Origin of the sequence: Acinetobacter sp. Res13-Abat-PEC15-P4-01, assembly GCF_015676285.1 — a bacterium.
Taxonomy (GTDB): Bacteria; Pseudomonadota; Gammaproteobacteria; order Pseudomonadales; family Moraxellaceae; genus Acinetobacter; species Acinetobacter nematophilus.
This window is the reverse complement of sequence record NZ_JADAIN010000015.1, coordinates 1-20943: the sequence shown is the minus strand read 5'-3', so window position 1 is coordinate 20943 and position 20943 is coordinate 1. Positions and strand designations below refer to the sequence as shown.

At 37.5% G+C, this 20943-nt stretch carries 17 protein-coding genes and 1 tRNA gene; 10 read left to right on the top strand and 8 right to left on the bottom strand.

Annotated features, from left to right (window positions below; all coding sequences use genetic code 11):
* Positions 1 to 14: 14 nt before the first annotated feature.
* Positions 15 to 698: a phosphatase PAP2 family protein gene (locus tag IMO47_RS05120; protein ID WP_196077840.1), complete on the top strand. Its 684-nt coding sequence runs from the start codon at positions 15 to 17 to the stop codon at positions 696 to 698.
* 877 nt (positions 699 to 1575) lie between these two features.
* The gene (locus IMO47_RS05115; protein WP_196076673.1) at positions 1576 to 2373 is read left to right on the top strand and encodes a serine/threonine protein kinase; all 798 of its coding nucleotides are present in this window, start codon (positions 1576 to 1578) and stop codon (positions 2371 to 2373) included.
* Between the two features lie 33 nt (positions 2374 to 2406).
* Here IMO47_RS05115 and IMO47_RS05110 read toward each other — a convergent pair whose 3' ends face one another.
* From IMO47_RS05110 to IMO47_RS05095, 4 genes are all read right to left on the bottom strand, one after another.
* Positions 2407 to 3744: an ATP-binding protein gene (locus IMO47_RS05110; RefSeq protein ID WP_196076672.1), complete on the bottom strand. Its 1338-nt coding sequence runs from the start codon at positions 3742 to 3744 to the stop codon at positions 2407 to 2409.
* 1 nt (position 3745) lies between these two features.
* Positions 3746 to 4438 (bottom strand): response regulator transcription factor, encoded by a 693-nt coding sequence (locus tag IMO47_RS05105; protein WP_196076671.1) that lies wholly within the window; start codon positions 4436 to 4438, stop codon positions 3746 to 3748.
* A gap of 17 nt (positions 4439 to 4455) precedes the next feature.
* Positions 4456 to 6117, bottom strand: coding sequence for a phosphoethanolamine--lipid A transferase (locus tag IMO47_RS05100; protein ID WP_196076670.1), 1662 nt, complete (start codon positions 6115 to 6117; stop codon positions 4456 to 4458).
* Positions 6118 to 6587: 470 nt separating this feature from the next.
* On the bottom strand, positions 6588 to 7838 hold the full coding sequence (locus IMO47_RS05095) for an MFS transporter (protein WP_196077849.1): 1251 nt from the start codon (positions 7836 to 7838) through the stop codon (positions 6588 to 6590).
* Positions 7839 to 8023: 185 nt separating this feature from the next.
* Here IMO47_RS05095 and IMO47_RS05090 point away from each other — a divergent pair, with 185 nt between their 5' ends.
* From IMO47_RS05090 to putP, 5 genes are all read left to right on the top strand, one after another.
* Positions 8024 to 8650: a 1-acyl-sn-glycerol-3-phosphate acyltransferase gene (locus IMO47_RS05090; protein ID WP_196074378.1), complete on the top strand. Its 627-nt coding sequence runs from the start codon at positions 8024 to 8026 to the stop codon at positions 8648 to 8650.
* Between the two features lie 60 nt (positions 8651 to 8710).
* A complete protein-coding gene (locus IMO47_RS05085) occupies positions 8711 to 9628 on the top strand; it encodes a patatin-like phospholipase family protein (RefSeq protein ID WP_196074379.1) in 918 nt (305 codons plus the stop codon).
* A 136-nt stretch (positions 9629 to 9764) separates the two neighbouring features.
* Positions 9765 to 10229: an NfeD family protein gene (locus tag IMO47_RS05080; RefSeq protein WP_196074380.1), complete on the top strand. Its 465-nt coding sequence runs from the start codon at positions 9765 to 9767 to the stop codon at positions 10227 to 10229.
* A 23-nt stretch (positions 10230 to 10252) separates the two neighbouring features.
* Positions 10253 to 11107 carry a stomatin-like protein gene (locus tag IMO47_RS05075; RefSeq protein ID WP_004828156.1) on the top strand — a complete coding sequence of 285 codons (855 nt, stop codon included), beginning with the start codon at positions 10253 to 10255 and terminating at the stop codon, positions 11105 to 11107.
* A 182-nt stretch (positions 11108 to 11289) separates the two neighbouring features.
* Complete coding sequence (gene putP / locus IMO47_RS05070) at positions 11290 to 12786, top strand: sodium/proline symporter PutP (protein ID WP_196074381.1); 1497 nt, start codon at positions 11290 to 11292, stop codon at positions 12784 to 12786.
* Between the two features lie 119 nt (positions 12787 to 12905).
* On the opposite strand, the gene IMO47_RS05065 is transcribed toward putP, so the two are convergent.
* The 3 genes from IMO47_RS05065 to prpF form a co-directional block, all read right to left on the bottom strand.
* Complete coding sequence (locus IMO47_RS05065) at positions 12906 to 13817, bottom strand: farnesyl diphosphate synthase (RefSeq protein ID WP_196074382.1); 912 nt, start codon at positions 13815 to 13817, stop codon at positions 12906 to 12908.
* Positions 13818 to 13969: 152 nt separating this feature from the next.
* Complete coding sequence (locus IMO47_RS05060) at positions 13970 to 14932, bottom strand: diguanylate cyclase (protein ID WP_196074383.1); 963 nt, start codon at positions 14930 to 14932, stop codon at positions 13970 to 13972.
* Between the two features lie 255 nt (positions 14933 to 15187).
* Positions 15188 to 16375 (bottom strand): 2-methylaconitate cis-trans isomerase PrpF, encoded by a 1188-nt coding sequence (gene prpF / locus IMO47_RS05055; RefSeq protein ID WP_196074384.1) that lies wholly within the window; start codon positions 16373 to 16375, stop codon positions 15188 to 15190.
* Between the two features lie 319 nt (positions 16376 to 16694).
* Between prpF and IMO47_RS05050 the strand changes: the two genes are divergently transcribed.
* From IMO47_RS05050 to IMO47_RS05040, 3 genes are all read left to right on the top strand, one after another.
* Entirely contained in the window at positions 16695 to 18065 is a 1371-nt protein-coding gene (locus IMO47_RS05050; RefSeq protein ID WP_196074385.1) for an amino acid permease, read from the top strand.
* Positions 18066 to 18137: 72 nt separating this feature from the next.
* Positions 18138 to 18210: transfer RNA gene (locus IMO47_RS05045), tRNA-Arg, on the top strand.
* A 417-nt stretch (positions 18211 to 18627) separates the two neighbouring features.
* Positions 18628 to 20139, top strand: a complete 1512-nt coding sequence (locus tag IMO47_RS05040) for a long-chain fatty acid transporter (RefSeq protein ID WP_196075439.1) — start codon at positions 18628 to 18630, stop codon at positions 20137 to 20139.
* Positions 20140 to 20208: 69 nt separating this feature from the next.
* On the opposite strand, the gene IMO47_RS05035 is transcribed toward IMO47_RS05040, so the two are convergent.
* Positions 20209 to 20823 carry a carbonic anhydrase gene (locus IMO47_RS05035; RefSeq protein ID WP_196075438.1) on the bottom strand — a complete coding sequence of 205 codons (615 nt, stop codon included), beginning with the start codon at positions 20821 to 20823 and terminating at the stop codon, positions 20209 to 20211.
* Positions 20824 to 20943 lie beyond the last annotated feature (120 nt).

The window sequence follows — 20943 nt, the reverse complement described above, 5'->3', positions numbered from 1 at the left end:
GAGTGATCCTTTTCATGCCTTTTTCAGAAGCTAATAAATTCTTTTTAAAAAACAGCTTATTACTAGGAATACTATTTTTAATATTATTGTTTGTGTTCCCGATTGGTGGCACTATTGATATGCAACTGATTCACCCCTGGATAGATTCTACCGGAAATTTTCCTTTAAAAAACAACTGGTTTCTGGTAGAAATCAATCACAAACTATTAAAAAATCTGGTTATCGTATTTTATGTAACGGTACTTGTTACGTGGATTCTATCGTTTAAACTGGAAAATTTAAAAACGTATAGATGGCAGTTAGGTTATTTATTCTGGGTCAGTGTTTTATCTACTGTTGTGATTGGACTATTAAAATCACATTCAGCACATGCTTGTCCATGGTCAATGACCGAATCTACAGCTTTAGGTTATGTCTGGGACTTTTCTGCAACCAAAGGTCATTGTTTTCCAGGTGGTCATGCCAGTACAGGTTTTTCACTGGTCACAGGATTCTTTGTTTTTAGAAAATCGAATCCTAAAATCGCCTATTTTTTCCTATGTTTAGGGCTTATTCTTGGTTTTATTACAGGTTGGGGACAAATGATGCGAGGAGCACATTTCCTGAGTCATAATCTTTGGACAGGTTGGATTATTTATACTTTTAATTTAATAGTCTATCGTATTTTCTCTAATAAATTTAAAACCGCTATTCAATAGGGGCAGCTCATCAGAGGGGCTAGATGGCAAGGTAACACTTTGACTGCATTAAATCATCATCAGTCAGAATCTTTATGTATTGGAGATCAATGCTTCAAAAAATTCTGATGGGTGCTCAGATATGCCCAAGTCGTATTGTTAGTGAAACGTCTACTTTCTTTGAGGAGCCTGATATAAGGGCATTTTTTGGGTTGAATGAGACTCCCCATCTCGACTTTTAAAAGAAATCTATACTTAAACCGCCTGATTATTCATAAAAGTGATTTGCCTTTAATCATTCATATCCTATGAACTTTATGTTTTTTATAGAAAACTTTTGGAAGTTTATCGGTGATTCATATATTCTGCACTTTTCAATCATCCTTGGTCTGTATATCGTGAACTGAATGGATACAGCCATGTTGAAAAGAGCGATAAGAGCAAAAACGCAGTACAATTTTATTTGCAGCGCACAAACCTGATGAACAGAAAATTGAGTAAGACTTCACTTATGCAAATCTATTCAAACTTTGGATATAAGGCATGGCAATCAAAGTACTCGACTATCCAACAATAAATTCATCGCATTGATTTTATTAATTAAGTGAAATTATATTTTGCTGTATGATTTTTCCAACAGCTTGACGCTCCCCCCCATTTCCCCTTAAAAATCGAATCAGAAAATCAATGAAATGATCATAAATAAAGCTTTCATCCATTTCTTTATCTAAACACTTAAGTTTAATTTATAAAAATAGATTCATTTCAGGTCTATGAAATACATATTGTAAAAAATGAAGAAAATTTGAATATTAAATTATTAAAGTAATCTTAATTTTTACAATTTTCTATATTTTGATTATACTCAAAACAATTTAGTAATGTTATGCGTGTAAATATGAGTAATTTTTCTAAATTCCTCCGCAATACTCTTAAAGCTCAAGATTCAAATATCCAGCCTTATCAGCTAGATGACAGCAAAGTGTGGCTTAAAAAAGCTTCAGAGCGACATTCTGCATGGATTTATATGCCATTAAAATGGGTTGCACGCATTCTTAATATTGAAGCTTTGACTCCAATTCCTAACTATGGTGGAAGTAAGTCAATTTACTGTGAGGTTCATCGTCTAACTGAATTACAGTCATTGGGTATTCCAACTCCGCAGATTTTAGCAAATTGCTCGCAAGGCCTCTTGATTGAAGACGCTGGTGATCAAGTCATGCAACTTGACCAAGCACTGATCCGAATGGAAGGCCATACAGCAAAAAAATTAGAATTTTTTCGCGAAGCAATTGCGGCAATTCAATCAGTCCATCAAAAAGGAAGCTATCTAAGCGAAGCTTTTGCACGCAATATTTTAGTCAATCGCCATAAAGAGTTTACATTTATCGACTTTGAAACTGATCCTGGTGAAATGTTGGATCTAGAAACTTGCCAAATCCGCGATTGGTTATGTTTTATTTTTTCAACAGCATTCCGTTTCAATGATGATGAAATAGCACAGGCATGTGAGATTTTTATTGCAGAGATTTATCCAAATAAATCAAAATACAATGAAATCTGCCGAATTGGAAACAAACTCAACTGGGTTGCAAATTTCAGTTTAGAAAAATTGGGAAGTGATGGGCGAAGAATGCATAAATGTCTGACATTTTTCCAATATATGAAAAAGAATGAACCACTGCCTTTGATTTAAAAGGACAGGGTTCATTCTTTGGGTAATTTGAGTTTATTCAATGGATTTGATATTGAGCTCAACAGGCACTTTAACCAGAACGCTTAAACCACCTAATTCTTCACTACGTGATAGTGATAATTCACCACCTAAATGTTGTATGGCTTTATCTACGATAGATAAACCTAAACCACTCCCCACCTCCAGATGATGGTGTACACGATAAAAACGTTTTAACACTTTATCGTACATATCCGTGTCTATACCTGGACCACTGTCTTCTATTAAAACATACGCAAAATTGTGAATATCTGCAAAAACTGAAATATTGATCATTCCTGAAACAGGCGTATATTTAATTGCATTATCAATTAAATTAAAAATAATCGAGTGAAGACTGTGTTCGACGCTTTTTAAAATAACGGTTTCATTACGTACAAAACCCAAATCAATATCTTTCTCCATGGCAAGATTCATCAGTTGCTCGACGCAATTGAGTGCAACATCATTAAGTTTAAATTGCGTGACCTGCACTTCATGATTCAGCGAAGCATCCTGTTTTGCCAAAGCCAGCAACTGCGTCACCAAATGCTGCATACGCGCCAAACCTTTACTGAGATTTTTTAGATTTTCCTCTTCAGGAAACTGACTCATTAAAATTTTAGTTTGTAAATTCAATGCTGTTATGGGTGTTCGGAGTTCATGTGCAGCATCTGCGACGAATTGTCGCTGCTCTTGCTGTGCTTCAGAAATTCGCTCAAATAAATGGTTCATTTCCTGAATTGTGGGCAATAATTCTTCTGGGTAATGCGCATTTTGAATCGCCACCAAAGAGTTAGAATCACGCTTTGCCAATTCAGATTTAAAGTCCTCTAGGGGCTTTAAGCTGCGGCGAATAATATAGACCAAACCCAATAAAGCAAATGGAATAATCAACAAATAAGGTAGAAACATGCTCCCTGCAAGTTCCAAGGCCAAATGCTCTCTGACTTTTTCCTGTTGGCTAATTTGAATCTGGAAGTCTGCTGTCGGTAAAATATAGGTAATCCATGTCCCGTTTGCGGTATCTTGACGATAAAATCCAGCTTTATGCTTAGGTTGGATAATCACATGATGAGGAGTGTTTGGGACCTGTTGAGGATTTGTATAAGACCAAACATCAATAAATAGATCCTCTTCATGATAGCGTTTATGTTCGTCAAAATGGCTTTGAATAGGTCGAGGGTTAAGTTCAACCCGCTCTGCCAAATAAACCATTTGCGCATCTAGAATTTCATTAATTTCTTCTAAAGAAATCTTATAGGCCGAAAAAACCAACACACAGCCCAATAAAATACTAAAGATAGACGTATAACGAATTAAACGCTTTCTTAAAGAAAATGCAGTTCCCATATTATTCTGCTTTATGTGCTTGCCCCAAACGATAGCCTAAACCACGAATCGTACGAATAATATCCTTTCCTAATTTTGAACGGATATGATGGACATAAACTTCAATTGTATTGCTGTTGATTTCACTGTCAAAAGCATACAATTTATCTTCTAAATTTGCTTTAGAAAATATCTTGTTGGGATGAGTCATCAATGGAATCAAAATTGCCCATTCTCGATTAGACAACTCAACCGGCTCGCCTTTCAATGTTGCAATGTGTTGCTCAACATCTAAAACAATCTCACCATTCTTTAACAGATTTGATGATTGCCCCATCACTTCTTTTGCAGCATCTCCGGAACGGCGTAATAATGCATGTATACGGGCTACAAGTTCATCAAATTCATATGGTTTAATCAAGTAATCATCTGCACCCTGGTTTAAACCATCAACCCGGTTTTGCAATTGATCGCGTGCTGAGATAATCAGTACAGGTAAACCTGAACGTTGGCGGATTTGCTTTAAAACCTGCATTCCATCCATCATTGGCAAGCCTAAATCAAGTAAAACCAAATCAAATTGATTTTCTGAGATGAGTTTTAAACCGTCCAAGCCATTATTGACCCATTCAACATCAAAGCCTTGGTATTTCAACAATGTTTTCGATGATTCTGCAATCATAAAATCATCTTCTATCATTAAAATTTTGGTCATGCTCTATGTCCTTTCAATCAACTGTTCACTGCACATTGGTGCAACATATTGTTCTTTTGATCAATCACCTGAGTTTGAATATTCAATAAACTCAAAAGACTCGGAAATAAATTATCTTGACTCAATTTTGCTGCCTTTTGTTGAGTTAAACAATCAATTTGTTTTGCAGATCCAGTTTTCCAACTCTCTGAAAACCACATCAGCATAGGGACATGGGTCTGTTGAGTAGGCGCAATGGCATATGGTGCACCATGTAAATACATGCCACGCTCACCTGTGGACTCACCATGATCAGACAAATACCAGAAACCAGTCCGATAGTTGTTTTGCTGCTTTAAGCTTTCAATCACTTGATTCAAAATATGGTCGGTATAGACAATCGAATTGTCATATGTATTAATTAATTCAGTTGAAGAACAGCCTTGAATTGCATTGGTTTCACAGGTTGGTTTAAATTTCTTAAACTCATTTGGCGCACGCTTATAATAAGCTGGTCCATGACTGCCCATTTGATGCAGAACAATCAAATGGGGCTGTTTGTCATCTTTGGGTAATTGTTTGAGATATACATTTAAACTATCAACCAAGATACCATCTAGGCACTCACCACTTTGACACCATTTTTTTTCTAATTCCTGAGGAATAACAAACTTTTCAACACGATCACAGGTGCCTTTACAGCCAGAATTGTTATCAATCCAAGTCACCTTATAACCTGCACGTTGAGCAATATCCAGCAATCCTTCTCGGTGACTTGCAAGTTGCTCATCATAATTTAAACGTGGCATACCTGAAAACATACAAGGCACAGAGACAGCTGTTGCAGTACCACATGAGCTGACTTGAGAAAAATTGATGATACCTGTCTGTTTAGAAAGTTCAGGATTGGTATTTTTTGCATAACCATTCAACGAGAAACTTTCCGCTCGAGCTGTTTCACCCACCACCAAAACCATCAGTTTGGGTTTATGTTGTAAACCAACATCCTCGACGATATGTGCATCTTCACCATAACGAATTAAAGGTAAATTCTTTTTAGGTGCTTTTTTATGGAAGTATGAAAGTGTTGAGGCCACTGTATTTTGAGGTGAAATCATTCCTTTTAGGTCACGATGCTCACGAAAAATAGCAGCATAATCCACATAGAATACAAACAATAATCCACCAATAACTGCTAAAGAGCCGACAATATTTAGCCCTTTAAAAAGTACAACTCTGGTTATTTTTTCTGGTTTGATACGTACCCATAAAATCAAAAGAATAGGCAAAATCACCAACCCAAAAGTCCATGCAAAAAATTGAAAAGAAAGTAAATCAGCAATTTCGCCTGGATCAGTTTGTGCTACATTTTGAATTTGATCAGGTGAAATCACTACACCCAATGAATTGACAAAATAAGCACTAAAACCGCCAATAAACACCAGAATGATCGCAAAGAATTTTGCGGTCCATTTCCAATCCAAGATCTGTAGCAATAGATTGTATAAAGCAATCAATACCAGTGCCGTAGCAATCAAAAAAAGCTGGGCTTTCACGCCTTGATAAGGGGTAAGTGATTGAACTTTGCTGAGAAAACCAAGGTTCAGACATAACCCTAGCCACACTGCAACAATAAAATTAAAGGCAGTAAGGGAAATTGAGACTTCTCGTTGTTTGATACGCTGTATTAAATTAGACATTACTGTTGCAATACTCTCTTCAATGGTCCTAAGTTAAAAAATGAAGCTTAAATTGAACTTAAAAGCATTCCTTGAGTACCTAGTAGTATTATTAATCTCAAATTTTAATCCTTTAAAATTTCTCATTATTTGAGAAATAAAAACTAGAATAAATATTTATAATGGTTGTTACGTATTATTTTATAACCTATAGATAATCAATTCTGCCCATTCAATTCGGATTGGCTCATTCTTCGGTGTCAAAAGAATGAGCCAATAAAAAAATCATACAGCAATTAATTCCTATACTTTAAAAAGTGACAAAAAAGTAATTTTTGCCCTATCTAAATGTAATGTAAAATAATAACCTTTAAATCATAAATAAAATGCTATTCTCTAAGTTAACATTTAAATCCTGTTTCAAAATAAGAAAATTCAAAAAAATAATCAATATATTAATAACGAATAATCCTTTTTTATCTCAATGACATTCATTTTTTGTACATATTTCTTATCCAATATATAATGGGAATTAAACAAAGCATACCTACAAGTAAAATTAAACTTAAGAATTTTAGATAGCCCAGTTGGTCTCCAATCATTCCACTTATTGTATATAAAACACCGCTGATGGTTGCCATGATTGAAACTTGAAAAGTAAAATCAGTTCCCGCATATTCACTTCGACTGTACTGCATCACCAAGGTTAAAATCACCACCAATAGCATTGCCGCAAACATGTCTTCCAAAGCATTGATCACATAAATTATCCACGGTTTAACAGGCACAGCTTGCTCGTACAAGACAGCCAACCAAACAAAACCTGCTAAACTGATTAATTTCAGGACAGAAAATAACAACAAGGCTTGATGACGTTTTATTTTCTTTAATAGCCATCCTGCCAATCCAGCACCGAATAAGGCAGAAAATGCGCCCAGCATCGTAATGTAAATACCAATTTGAGAAAGGCTCAATTTTAAATCAACCAATAACGGTTTAGTGATCGGACCCGCAAATCCATCTGTAATTTTGATTGTACAGAGGACAAAAAACCATGCTTTTAATTCCTTATTTTCAAAAAAATAGGTTAAATAATTTTTAAACCATTCAAAGCGGCTTATATTTACTTGATCGAGTGTCTGCCTGCGGTCAATACGCGGGTGTTTAGGTTCCTGATAGAACCAAATGGGAAGTGTATTGACAGCAACAATAGCGGCTAAAACAAGAAAAGTCGTCTGCCAGCTGAGCCAATCCATTGCCCATAAAATTGCTCCCCCACCTACAATAAATCCTAGACGGGAACCAATGACCTGAAACATATTGCCGAAATGTTGCTGTTCTTCTTTCAATATACTGACTGCCAAACCGTCAGTTGCAATATCTTGAGTTGCACCGATGCCATTCATACACAGCAAAGCAATAAAAAACAGAAATAAAAATCGTGGTTCATTTAAAGATTGAATCGGTAAGAAAGATAAAATAACCAGAATGACAATGGTTAAAAACTGTGTGGGAATAATCCAGCTGCGATAATGCCCTGCGTGATGGTGTCCATAACGATCCACCAAGGGTGCCCATAAAATTTTAATTGCCCATGGTGCCATCAACAGTCCGAAACCGCCAATATGAGCCAATGAAACACCTTGAGCCCGTAAGATCACCGGCAATGCGTGGGTCATAAATCCCACAGGTAACCCTTGAGCCCAATACAAAGAGAATAACAATAAATAATGATATGGCATGCTAACTTGACTCAAGAATAATCAACATTCATTTACCTGTAATGATTGAATACTTTAAATTTAATATATTGCTTTAATTTGCAAATTTTGTAATATTTACATTTTGCGGATATCCAATGGATGGATATCTATGTTGTATTAAGCAAAAAATTAATACCATTACAAGAGCAGTCACATAAAAAACGATGTCACAGAATTTTCCAAATCTACCCGATCAAGTGCCTCAACGTGGCAATACCACCAGCCGCAATATATTTAAAAACCTTTATCTGGTTCAAGGCTGGGGATTTGAAGGTGAGTTTCCGAACTTACCTAAAGCTGTGGTATTTATCGCCCCCCATACCTCCAACTATGATGGCTTATATGCCTTTCTTGCGATGTTAGGAATTGGAGTTAAAGTTACTATTTTCGGCAAAGACAGTCTATTTAAAACACCATTGAAATCACTTTTTGAGTGGATTGGTGTTATTCCCGTGCATCGCGACTCTCCGCATGGACTGACACAACAAATTATCAAAGTGATTCAACAACAGGAAAAAATTTGGATTGCAATTGCACCTGAGGGCACCCGAAAAAGAGCAGAAAAGATTAAAAGCGGTTTTTATCATATCGCCATGGGTGCGGATATTCCAATTGCTATCTTTTCATTAGATTATGAAAAAAAACGTATTCACTGTTTAGGTACACTACAGCCTACAGGTGACTATGAAAAAGATTTAGATGATATTTTAGCGCGTTTTAAAGGAAACTTTTCGCCTAAGCGCCCGCATTTATTGTCGCTTCCTTTACAAAAACTATGGAAAAATGGCTAGAAAAATAAGATGCAATCTGTTCAGATGTGCAGCATATATTTTTGATCAAAAGTAATTCCCATGCGTGTTAAACAACTTGGTTTTATAGGCTTATTGGGTCTAGCCCTCGTTGGCTGTGACAAGACGGCAAAAACTCCAACCCAAACCACAGCAATTAAAGCTCGAGAACCGGTGATTGCCATTGCACTTGGTGGCGGTGGTGCAAAAGGTTTTGCCCACATCGGTGTTCTCAAGGTTTTAGAATCTCATGGAATTAAACCCAAAATTGTGACAGGCACCAGCGCAGGTAGCTTTGTGGGTAGCATCTATGCCAGTGGTAAAACCCCTTATCAAATGCAACAAATTGCCCAACAATTAAAAGAATCCGATCTACGTGATTTAACTTTAAATAGCCAAGGTATCGTGCTTGGTCAAAAACTACAAGATTATGTTAATCGGAATGTCGCCAATAAATCGATTGAACAGTTTCCGATTCGTTTTGCAGCAGTTGCAACACGTTTAGACAATGGTAAGAAAGCAGAATTCATTAAAGGTAATGCAGGTCAAGCTGTCCGTGCTTCTTGTAGTATTCCCAATGTATTTGTGCCAGCAACAATTGGAAACACCAAATATGTTGATGGAGGCTTAGTGAGCCCAATTCCGGTACAAACTGCGCGTGATATGGGGGCAGATATTGTCATCGCTGTTGATATTTCAGCTCGACCAAGTGGCAGTCAACCTATGAATATGTGGGGATTATTAGATCAAACCATCAATATTATGGGACAACAAAGTATCAATAATGAACTGGCTCAAGCCAATATTGTGATACAACCTAAAGTCGGGCATTTAGGGACACTTGACCTTAAATCAAGTAATCAGGCAATTTTAGAAGGTGAAAAAGCTGCGCAAGGTAAAATTATTGCGATTCAGAATGCGATCACAAACTTTAAAAAATCCCCTGCTGCTTTAAAACCCGCTCCACGAGCAAAGTTTTAACAGGATCATGAACGACGTCACTTCACCCTAATTGAATATAAGAATAAACACGTTTTTATATGCAGTATTAAAATGATCTGCTACATTGGTAGAGATGATTCGTCATCTATACCAATGATAATCACTAGGGTAGATTATGGACTTTATTTTTGAACCGTGGCATTGGTTTGTACTTGGCATATTGCTGATCTTATCTGAACTTATTCTACCTGCATTTGCTGCCTTGTGGTTTGGTATCGCTGCAGTTGTGGTCAGTATTTTGTTTTGGCTGTTTCCAGGTATGAGCTTTGCCTTACAAGTGGTGTGCTGGATTATCTTATCCATCATCTGTACTGTCGCTTGGTTTAAATTCGTCAAACCACTTTCTATAGATAAAACCAAAGCTGGGCTTCCACGTGAAGCAACGATCGGACAAACTGGTATGGTCATTCAAACCGGACTCAGTCATGATCAGATTCGCGTTCGCTTTCCGATGCCCGTTTTAGGTTCTGATGAATGGAACTGCCGAACCTTATCACCTGTTCAAGTGGGTGACCGCGTACGTGTGACAGATATTTTAGGTAATGATTTAGTCGTACAGCTACATTCATCATCTCAATAATGAAGAATAAAGAGGAAAATTAAATGGGTTTTGGTTCTATTGTTGTTTTAGTCTTATTTGTATTTGTCGCTGTAACCATTTTTAAGGGGGTACGTATTGTCCCTCAAGGTTACAAATGGATTGTACAACGTTTAGGTAAATATCATTCTACTTTAAGCCCTGGCTTAAACTTCGTCATCCCTTATGTTGATGAAGTTGCTTATAAAGTGACCACCAAAGATATCGTTTTAGATATCCCGTCACAAGAAGTGATCACACGTGATAATGCTGTTTTGGTGATGAATGCAGTTGCCTATATCAACCTTACTACACCTGAAAAAGCAGTCTATGGTATTGAGAACTATACATGGGCGATTCAAAATCTAGTACAAACTTCACTCCGTTCGATCGTTGGTGAAATGGATTTGGATGATGCTTTGTCTTCGCGAGACCACATCAAAGCAAAATTAAAAGCAGCGATTTCTGATGATATTTCAGATTGGGGAATTACTCTCAAAACTGTAGAAATTCAGGATATTCAACCGTCTCATACCATGCAAGCTGCCATGGAGGCTCAAGCCGCTGCCGAGCGTCAACGTCGAGCAACAGTGACCAAAGCAGATGGTGAAAAACAAGCGGCCATTTTAGAGGCAGATGGTCGTTTAGAAGCATCTCGTCGTGATGCAGAAGCACAAGTCGTTCTTGCTGAATCATCTCAACGTGCGATTGAAATGGTAACTTCTGCTGTTGGAGACAAAGAAGTTCCCGTTGCCTATCTACTTGGCGAGCAATATGTTAAAGCAATGCAAGATATGGCGAAATCCAATAATGCCAAAACTGTGGTGTTACCAGCCGACATCATGAATACCATTCGTGGTGTAATGGGCAGAAACAATTAAGCTTACATCCCGAAGAAGTCAAAATAGGTAACTCAAGGTTACCTATTTTTTTAACTGATAAATTTAGGGCACTGTTTTAACGTTTAAGAAATGATCAGCATTTTTTTGTAATTTGTGGTTAAATTTCACGTTATTTTAGATTCCACCTTGAATCTGAATTTTTCCACGTATATGGATATCGTATGAGCTCCCTAAACCCCACGTTAATTACCTTTCTATTTTATATAGTTGCAATGGTCATCATTGGCTTAGTCGCTTACCGTGCTACAAGCAGTTTTGATGATTATATTCTGGGTGGACGTCGTTTAGGCAGTTTTGTTACTGCGCTGTCTGCAGGTGCATCTGATATGAGCGGCTGGTTGCTGATGGGTTTACCCGGTGCAATTTATTTATCCGGTCTATCTGAAATGTGGATTGCAATTGGTTTAGTCACGGGTGCTTGGTTAAACTGGTTATTGGTTGCAGGTCGCTTACGTGTCCATACCGAGATTCAAAACAACTCACTTACCCTACCTGATTATTTTTCAAATCGCTTTAATGATCACAAAAAGATTTTAAGAGTTGCATCTGCGGTCATTATTCTGATCTTTTTTGCGATTTACTGTGCTTCTGGCATGGTCGCAGGTGCTCGTCTATTCGAAAGCATGTTCAACATGTCTTACAGTACGGCACTTTGGATCAGTGCAATTGCAACAATTAGCTACGTATTTATTGGTGGATTTCTTGCTGTCAGTTGGACTGATACGATTCAAGCAGGTCTGATGATTTTTGCTTTATTGCTTACACCAATCGTCACCATTCTCAGTTTAGGTGATATGAGTACAGTGAATACGGCCTTAGACGCAGCACGTCCTCAAGCATATAGCTTATTGAGTGGTTTAACAGGCATTGCAGTCATCTCGCTGTTGGCTTGGGGCTTAGGTTATTTTGGGCAACCTCATATTTTAGTCCGTTTTATGGCAGCAGATTCAGTAAAATCCATTCCTAATGCCCGCCGTATTGGTATGACATGGATGACCCTTTGTCTTGGCGGTGCGGTCGCGGCTGGCTTCTTTGGAATTGCATATTTTCAAATGCATCCGGAATTAGCGGCAACGGTCAATGCCAATCCTGAAACGGTATTTATGGAATTAACCAAAATTTTATTTAATCCATGGATTGCAGGTATCGTTCTGGCGGCCATTTTTGCAGCTGTGATGAGTACCCTAAGCTGTCAATTACTGGTTTGCTCAAGCACCTTAACAGAAGACTTTTATAAGGCATTCATCCGCAAAACGGCATCACAAAAAGAATTGGTTTGGGTGGGTCGTTTAATGGTGTTATTGATCGCAATTCTTGCAATTGTCTTGGCAAGTAATCCAGAAGCTAAGGTTTTAGGCTTAGTGGCTTATGCATGGGCTGGTTTCGGTGCTGCATTTGGTCCATTGATTATTCTTTCTGTTTTCTGGAAACGAATGACGTTGTCTGGCGCTCTTGCTGGTATGATTGTGGGTGCAGTTGTCGTGATTCTTTGGAAAAATATTCCAGTATCTGCAACAACAGGTCTTTATGAAATTATCCCAGGCTTTATCTGTTCTTTTATCACTATTATTCTATTCAGCTTGATCAGCAAAGCACCATCATCAGATATGATTGAACGTTTTGAAAAAGCCGATGCAATTTACAAAGAATCTGTTTAAGTCCGTTGCCCCCTTTTCATGAAGGGGGAATCCAGAGAAGTCTAATGATTTACAAGCTTTAGATGTGCTGAATTATCATGACTGTAATATTGACGTATCTTGCTCTTTAAATCATTCTGTTAGCTTTTTCGAGCCAACAGGAATTGCGAGATCTGGTTGAGCTCTTGGGCATCATCTCCAAAATAAGCGAGCGCTTTAAATGCTTGATCATGTAATTGTTGCGCATAAATTTGAGCATTTTCCAACCCCATTAAAGCAGGATATGTGGATTTATCCACTTGCTCATCTTTACCCGCAGTTTTTCCTAAAGATTCAGTATCAGAAATAACATCTAAGATATCGTCTTGCACTTGAAATGCTAGACCAATCGCTTGACCATACTGGCGCAACTGCGGGATCGCCTGATCCGTTCCTGAAAAAATGGTCACAGCAGCCATCATAATTGCCGCTTGAATGAGTGCGCCTGTCTTATTACGGTGAATATTTTCCAGATGTTCCTGATCAACATGTTGTCCTTCAGCCTGTAAATCTAAAACCTGTCCACACACCATTTTCGAGCTGGCAGTCGCCAAAATCTGCATTTGTTTGAGAATAATGGCTTGATCTACTGCTTGTCCCTGATCAAAAAGCCGACTTCCCAAAACCTCGAATGCCATCGATTGCAAAATATCACCTGCCAATAACGCAGTATCTTCACCGTATGCGACATGACATGTTGGTTGTCCACGACGCAACAAATCATTATCCATACAAGGTAAGTCATCATGTGCCAATGAATAACAATGTATAAATTCAATCGCTACTGCAGCGCGGCGTACCGCAGCAAAATTTGGATTATCTGCTTTTAATTGAGATGTTGCATAACTCAAAGCTGGTCTAACCCGTTTCCCCCCTAACATCACAGTATGATGCACAGCTGATTTTAATGGTTCAGGCAAAGAAAAAGCATCTAAAGCTGTTTGTAAATCTTGCTGAATTTGTACTTGTGCCTGTTGTAAAATTTCTGCATTTACATGGGGAATTGAAGTCACATCTGCCTCGTTTTGCACAAATTTTTAAAACTGAAAAATCAAGTTTTAAAGAAATGGATATATTGGATGAGTCAGAGACATTCTACTATGAGTGATTATAATTCTCACCCATTTATTGGCATACCCAAAAGAAATACAGGGCTCAGCACTATTTAATCCAAACCTAAATTTTTAAATAAAAATAACGAATTCTTTCCTTTTTTCTTTGCATAACGCACTGCGAAATCGAGCTCTTTTTTAACATCAACTTCCGCAGTTTGATGATCTGGTTCTAAATGCACAATCCCAATAGAAGCTGTCAGATATTCATCATTTTTACCAAAAAAGATTTTCTCTTCAGTAATGGCAAACCTAAATCTTTCAGCAAGTGTCATGACTGCCCACTCGGTGAGCTCTTCAATCACCACCACAAAACTTGCTGAATTTAGACGAAAAATCTGTGCTTCAGTTTGGCTGATCGCGTCGCTGAGTACAGCCCCCAAACGGATTAAAATATCATCTCCAGCGGTATAACTATTGAGCTGGTTAAAACGCTTAAAGTCATCTAAATCAATTTTAATGAACGAAATCGTGGTTTGCTGATTCTTTTGCCATTTTTCACTTAAATAGTGGTCAAAAGCAAACGCATTTTGTAAACCTGTTACCAAATCCAGATAAAGGTGATTGTGTAACTTTCGATTATTATTTAATAAAACATTTTCACGTCGTTTTAATCGTGTAATATCAGAACAAACCACGACAACCCTTTCAATTTCATTGTCTTGATTACGAATTGCTTTAAAATAAGAAAGATAGAATTTTCCTTTAACATAAAATTCCTGCTCAAAATCATTTTGATTTTTTGCAAAATGACGCATTGCTTCATTAAAATGAGCAAAGACCACTGTGGAAAATGTATTTAACAATTTATCAAACAAATACAGTGCATCACTTTCATAAATATCCGCAAACTTTTGATTGACTCCTAAAAAGCGTGCTTCTTGGTCAAGCAAAGCGATCGGTAAAGGAATCTGCGAAATAAACGAAACCAAATGCAATTTATCTATATCTTGTAAATATTCAAAAACTTTCAAACTTTCAAGGCTCGCTTGTAGTTTTATAAGTTCTTGTTCCATACACACCTCAGCGCTGATTTATTTTTGAATAAAGTGAAATCAGCGTTGAATTCACCTCTAAATACAAGATTGAATACGTAGAAAAAGCATTCAATAAAATAAGTTTCTATATAATATAATTAATATTATGCAATACACCACTCAAAAATAATGCAATTGACGACAAACGTCACAAAATAACAAAACCTTGCATAAGCAAGGTTTTTTGTCGAAATAGCTGGAATCAATGGATAAAACTTTAAATCTTCAAAAAGATTAGAAACTATCCTCCGGGATACGCACCCAACCTTCCATAAGCACTCGTGCACTACGACTCATGATGGCTTTTTTTACGACCCATTGACCATTTGCATTTAAAGCTTGTGCCCCAACGCGAAGTGTTCCTGACGGATGACCAAAGCGTACTGCTTCGCGCTCACCGCCTCCAGCAGCCAAGTTGACCAAAGTTTCCGGAATCGCCGCAGCAGTACCAATTGCAACGGCTGCTGTTCCCATCATGGCATGATGCAATTTACCCATTGATAGCGCACGTACCAGTAAATCTGTATCTGATTGAGCCACTTGTTTACCACTTGAAGAAGTATAACTTTTAGGTTTAGACACGAATGCTACTTTCGGAGTATGTTGACGATTTGCAGCTTCAGCAACGTCCTGAATTAAACCCATTTTTAATGCACCATAAGCACGTATCTTTTCAAAACGTGCTAAAGCAGCACCATCAGCATTAATGTCATCTTGTAATTCAGTGCCTGTATAACCAATATCTTCAGCATTCAAGAAAATTGTTGGAATTCCAGCGTTGATTAAAGTGGCTTGGAATGTACCTATTTCTGGAACATCTAGGGTATCAACCACATTTCCTGTGGGAAACATTGCTCCGCCATCTTCACCATCATCAGCAGGATCTAAAAATTCAATTTGTACTTCTGCTGCCGGAAAGGTTACGCCATCTAATTCAAAGTCCCCGGTTTCCTGAACTTGACCTTGAGTTACTGGAACATGTGCAATAATCGTTTTGCGAATATTCACCTGCCATATACGAACAGTACATACTCCATTTTCAGGAATTCGATCCGCTGAAATCAAACCATTGCTTATTGCAAACGAACCCACTGCTGCCGTCAGATTTCCACAATTACCACTCCAATCCACAAATGCCTTATCGATTGAAACTTGCCCAAAAAGATAATCCACATCATGCTCGGGTTGAGCACTCTTTGACAAAATCACCGTTTTACTGGTACTCGATGTTGCACCCCCCATCCCATCAATTTGCTTTCCATAAGGATCTGGACTGCCGATCACACGAAGTAATAATTGATCACGTGCCTGTCCGGCTGTTTGCGCGCGTTCTGGCAAGTCCTCCAACTTAAAGAACACACCTTTACTGGTCCCCCCACGCATATAAGTTGCAGGGATTTTGATTTGCGGTGCAAAACTCATTTTATCGCATTCCTTTCAATTATCGTTGTTGTCTAAAATAATGAATCACTGTTCAGTTTTATATTACCCTTTTTTTTGAAAAAAACACGGATTGATTGACTTAAGTATGAAATAAAAAAACGAAAAATGAGTAAATATCCACCAATTTAAATATAAATTCGAATGCCTGAAATACAACTTATTACATTGAAAATTAAACAAAAACTTAAATATATTGTTTTTTGACTTTGCAGTTCTCCTTTATAAATCAATCCGATACTAGGCTAAAAGTAACCAATCTATTACAATATTTAAATCCGTATGAATAGAGCTGTATACATTGAGCAACGAGTCTACACAATTACAACGTGGACTTAAAAATCGTCATATTCAATTGATTGCCATGGGTGGCGCTATTGGAACAGGACTGTTTTTGGGTTCAGCACATGTCATCGAAAAAGCTGGGCCATCCATTATTTTGGGTTATGCAATTGGCGGTTTGATCGTTTTTTTAATTATGCGACAACTGGGGGAAATGATTGTTCATGAACCTGTTGCGGGTTCTTTCAGCCACTTTGCCAATAAATACTGGGGAAAATTTCCAGGATTTTTGACTGGCTGGAATTACTGGATGCTTTATGTTCTGGTCGCAATGACAGAACTCACGGCGGTTGGTAAATATATCAACTATTGGTGGCCTGAAATTCCCAATTGGATTTCGGTACTGTTTTTCTTTGTTCTGATTACTCTCATCAACTTAGGAAATGTTAAATTCTACGGCGAATCAGAATTCTGGCTATCCATTGTCAAAGTCACAGCAATTATTGCGATGATTGTTTTTGGTATTTATCTGGTGCTCACAGCAGATGCAGCTTCAGGGATCGCATTCTCAAATCTATGGTCACATGGTGGTTTCTTCCCCAATGGATTTGAAGGCTTATTCTTCATGTTGGCTTTTCTGATGTTTGGATTCGGGGGAATTGAATTAGTCGGTATGGCTGCGGCTGAAGCAAAAGATCCAGAGAAAACCATTCCTAAGGCAATCAATCAGGTTGTACCACGTATTCTGATTTTTTATGTGGGTTCAATGATTATTCTCTTATCTTTGGTGCCTTGGAACCAGTTAAATTTTGGTGGTTTAGATAAAAGTCCTTTCGTGATGGTCTTCAGTATGATTGGGATCGCATGGGCTGCTCATTTGGTAAATTTCATTATCTTGACCGCTGCACTTTCTGTGTATAACAGTGGTATGTATGCCAATAGCCGTATGCTGTATGGTTTAGCCAAACAAGGAAATGCACCTAAAATCTTTACCAAAACCAATAAACATGGTGTACCTATTCCAGCGGTATTGCTTTCTGCGTTTTTAATTTTGGGTTGTGTACCATTAAATTATTATTTACCAGAAGATGCTTTAAGTCATTTGATGTACGTAGTTGTCGGTGCTTTAGTACTCAACTGGCTGATGATTACACTCACCCATTTGAAATTTAAACGCGCTCTTCGCTTGACCAATCAAACCAGTAAATACCCTGCTTTATGGGCACCAATCAGCAATTTTGTGGTGATTATCTTTATTGGTGTGGTTTTATATATCATGTGGGATCAAGGTTTTAAAGAATCAGTATTGATGATTCCGGTATGGATCACGTTGATGTTAATTTTATTTGATATCTTGAATCCGAATGAAATAAAACCAGAAGAAAAATAGAACAAATACAAAGCTATTATCTCGATAATAGCTTTTTTTTCATAGATATATACGGTAAATTATTCGCTTGTTGCGCCCTTAGCTTAACTGGATAGAGCAGTTGCCTCCTAAGCGACCGACGTGGGTTCGAGTCCCGCAGGGCGCACTTTTGGTTTACCTCATAAAGTATAACCATCTACACAAAAATGAGCATTTTCCTCGTCTAATACTATTTATATAAAATGAATCTTAACCAAATCTCACTTTATAAGTGTGATTAAATTTCACACAACTAAGCAATATAAAAAATATCAAAAACTTACAAAAGTTAAGATAAAAACTTATATATACAACTGAAAAATAAATATTTTTTGATTTAACCCAGTTTTATTGATTATAAATTAAACTTTATAGTTCACTTTTTTTTCGAGAATTAGCGCCTTAGAGTATTTACTCTTATTTTTTATATGTTATTTTGTAACTAGGAGTAACTTTGAGTTGTTATTTAGGTATCAAAATTATTTCTCACTCAAAACTTAAGTACTTCAAAGTATTCATTTTATTATATTAGGGAAAAATTAAAATGAAATTAAAAAATCTATCGGTCGCATTGATTGTTGCAACTTTGCCAGCAACTGGCGTTTTTGCCGCAGCCTTAGATCGTTCAGGTCAATCTATTTCTGCTTTTTTACAGCCAGATAATTATTTTGAAGCAGGAATTTCCGTTTTAGATCCAACAGTTCGCGGAAAAGAAGCAGGAACAAGTGAAACTCAACGCCATATCAGTGATATGGGTGATGATTATTATTTCCCTTCTGCAGCAATCAAGCTACAGCCAACAGATAAATTTTCTTTCGGTTTAATTTACGATCAACCATTTGGCGCTGATGCTGCCTATTCTGGTGATAATATTTTTGTATCAAAACCTGGTTCTGATTCTATTCTAGGTCAAGCGGCTCTTACAAAAATTGCTTCAGATTCAATTAGCAAATTAGTTCAAGCTTCAGGTAGTGCTTTTGGTCCAGCACTGATCGCAGTGACAACGGCAACTGGTGGAGATCCTAAAAATCCAACTCAGACTGAAATATTAGGTGCATTACAACAAGTTGCCAAAGGCGGTAATGCTGTCGTTGGTCAAGGTTTAACTAATTTACAAAATACACAAAACGCTTTACAAGCAGCAAAAGCTTATCTAGGTACAGGTAATACCAAAGTTTCTGTTGATACTCAAAATCTTTCTATGATTTTTGGTTTCCAACCAACAAAAAATATTAACCTTTATGCAGGTGGTGTATACCAAACAGTTAAAGGTAGCGTAAGTCTACGTGGTCAAGCATATAGCCTGTTAAATGGTTATGACGCAACAATTAAAGAAACTGGTGGTGTAGGTTGGTTAGCGGGCGCTGCTTATCAAATTCCAGAAATTGCATTAAAAGCATCTGTAACTTACCGTTCAGAAATTGATCACAAAACTGATATTCGTGAAAATCTTTCGATCACAGATTTTCAAGATTTCAATAAGGTGATTGCTGGGCTAGGTGTTTCAGCCGATAAAATTGCAGCTTTGGATACTAACGGTAAAACAACAATCACCACACCACAATCTGTAAATTTAGATTTCCAAACAGGAATCATGGCAAATACTGTCGCGTTTGCAAACTTGCGTTGGGTTAACTGGAAGGATTTCTCGATCCAACCATATAAGTTTGGTAAAGTTTCTGAAGCTGTAGGAAATTTAGTTAACCGACCAAATGGCTTTAACCTTGTAGAATACTCTGATGATCAATATACAGTCACTGCAGGTATTGGTCGTAAACTGAATGAGCAATGGGCTGGAAATGTATCCGTTGGCTGGGATTCAGGTGCAGGTAATCCTGTTACAACTCTAGGTCCAACTGAAGGTTACTGGAACCTTGGCTTAGGTGTTCAATATAGCCCGACTCCTTCAACATTTATTGCTGGCGGTGTGAAATATTTCTGGTTAGGCGATGCTAAGGCGCAAACTGGTGCTCAAGCAGGTAGCAATGATTACGTTGCTGAGTTTAAAGACAACAATGCAATCGCCTATGGTTTAAAAATGGGTTATCGCTTCTAATCAATCTATAGTCATAAAAAATCCCACCGAGTGTGGGATTTTTTTTATGTGTTCTATAAAGTAATATGATTAAAAATCATAAAACGAAACTTCACCTGTTTCTAAAGAATATTCAGCACCGACAACTTTGAGTTTACCTTGCGCAATTAAGTTCTCTAAAACTGCTGAACCATGGCGTAATTGATTTACAGATGCGAATACATTGGATTTCACAGCATGCATAGATAATTTTTCTAAATCATCTTTTAATTCTGTCTGCATCAGAATCTCAACGGAAGGGCGTACACGATTGACAATCGACATGAGATTTGCAGATGGCGGCGTATTTGGATTTTTGAGCGCCTCAATGGTGGAATGTATTGCTCCACAATGACTATGTCCCAAAACCACAACTAAAGGACAACCAAAGCTGTCTGCGGCAAATTCAACACTGCCGACTTGTGAAGGTGCAACAATATTCCCTGCCACACGGATCACAAATAAATCACCGAATCCTTGGTCAAATACCATTTCGGCTGGAACACGTGAGTCTGAACAACCCAGAATAATGGCAAAAGGTTCCTGACTGTCCATCATTTCAGATCGTTGCTGATGCGTCAAAAATTTAGTCAGATTGGTTTCACCATGTGCAAAACGTTCATTACCTTGTTTTAATCGTTCTAAAGCTTCTTGAGCAGTGAGCATATCCTATGTTCCATTGTGCGGAGATTTGGACTATTTTAATGCTGTAAAATATGAATGTCACTGACTAAAAATAAACTCTGTTACAATTTTTGTTATTATTGAAACTCCCCTTAAAATCAT

What these genes read in the sequence shown, in the direction of transcription:
- IMO47_RS05120 (WP_196077840.1), top strand. Translation starts at nt 15, where the DNA reads ATGCCTTTTTCAGAAGCTAATAAATTCTTTTTAAAAAACAGCTTATTA.
- IMO47_RS05115 (WP_196076673.1), top strand. Translation starts at nt 1,576, where the DNA reads ATGAGTAATTTTTCTAAATTCCTCCGCAATACTCTTAAAGCTCAAGAT.
- IMO47_RS05110 (WP_196076672.1), bottom strand. Translation starts at nt 3,744, where the DNA reads ATGGGAACTGCATTTTCTTTAAGAAAGCGTTTAATTCGTTATACGTCT.
- IMO47_RS05105 (WP_196076671.1), bottom strand. Translation starts at nt 4,438, where the DNA reads ATGACCAAAATTTTAATGATAGAAGATGATTTTATGATTGCAGAATCA.
- IMO47_RS05100 (WP_196076670.1), bottom strand. Translation starts at nt 6,117, where the DNA reads ATGTCTAATTTAATACAGCGTATCAAACAACGAGAAGTCTCAATTTCC.
- IMO47_RS05095 (WP_196077849.1), bottom strand. Translation starts at nt 7,838, where the DNA reads ATGCCATATCATTATTTATTGTTATTCTCTTTGTATTGGGCTCAAGGG.
- IMO47_RS05090 (WP_196074378.1), top strand. Translation starts at nt 8,024, where the DNA reads ATGTCACAGAATTTTCCAAATCTACCCGATCAAGTGCCTCAACGTGGC.
- IMO47_RS05085 (WP_196074379.1), top strand. Translation starts at nt 8,711, where the DNA reads ATGCGTGTTAAACAACTTGGTTTTATAGGCTTATTGGGTCTAGCCCTC.
- IMO47_RS05080 (WP_196074380.1), top strand. Translation starts at nt 9,765, where the DNA reads ATGGACTTTATTTTTGAACCGTGGCATTGGTTTGTACTTGGCATATTG.
- IMO47_RS05075 (WP_004828156.1), top strand. Translation starts at nt 10,253, where the DNA reads ATGGGTTTTGGTTCTATTGTTGTTTTAGTCTTATTTGTATTTGTCGCT.
- putP (WP_196074381.1), top strand. Translation starts at nt 11,290, where the DNA reads ATGAGCTCCCTAAACCCCACGTTAATTACCTTTCTATTTTATATAGTT.
- IMO47_RS05060 (WP_196074383.1), bottom strand. Translation starts at nt 14,932, where the DNA reads ATGGAACAAGAACTTATAAAACTACAAGCGAGCCTTGAAAGTTTGAAA.
- prpF (WP_196074384.1), bottom strand. Translation starts at nt 16,375, where the DNA reads ATGAGTTTTGCACCGCAAATCAAAATCCCTGCAACTTATATGCGTGGG.
- IMO47_RS05040 (WP_196075439.1), top strand. Translation starts at nt 18,628, where the DNA reads ATGAAATTAAAAAATCTATCGGTCGCATTGATTGTTGCAACTTTGCCA.
- IMO47_RS05035 (WP_196075438.1), bottom strand. Translation starts at nt 20,823, where the DNA reads ATGCTCACTGCTCAAGAAGCTTTAGAACGATTAAAACAAGGTAATGAA.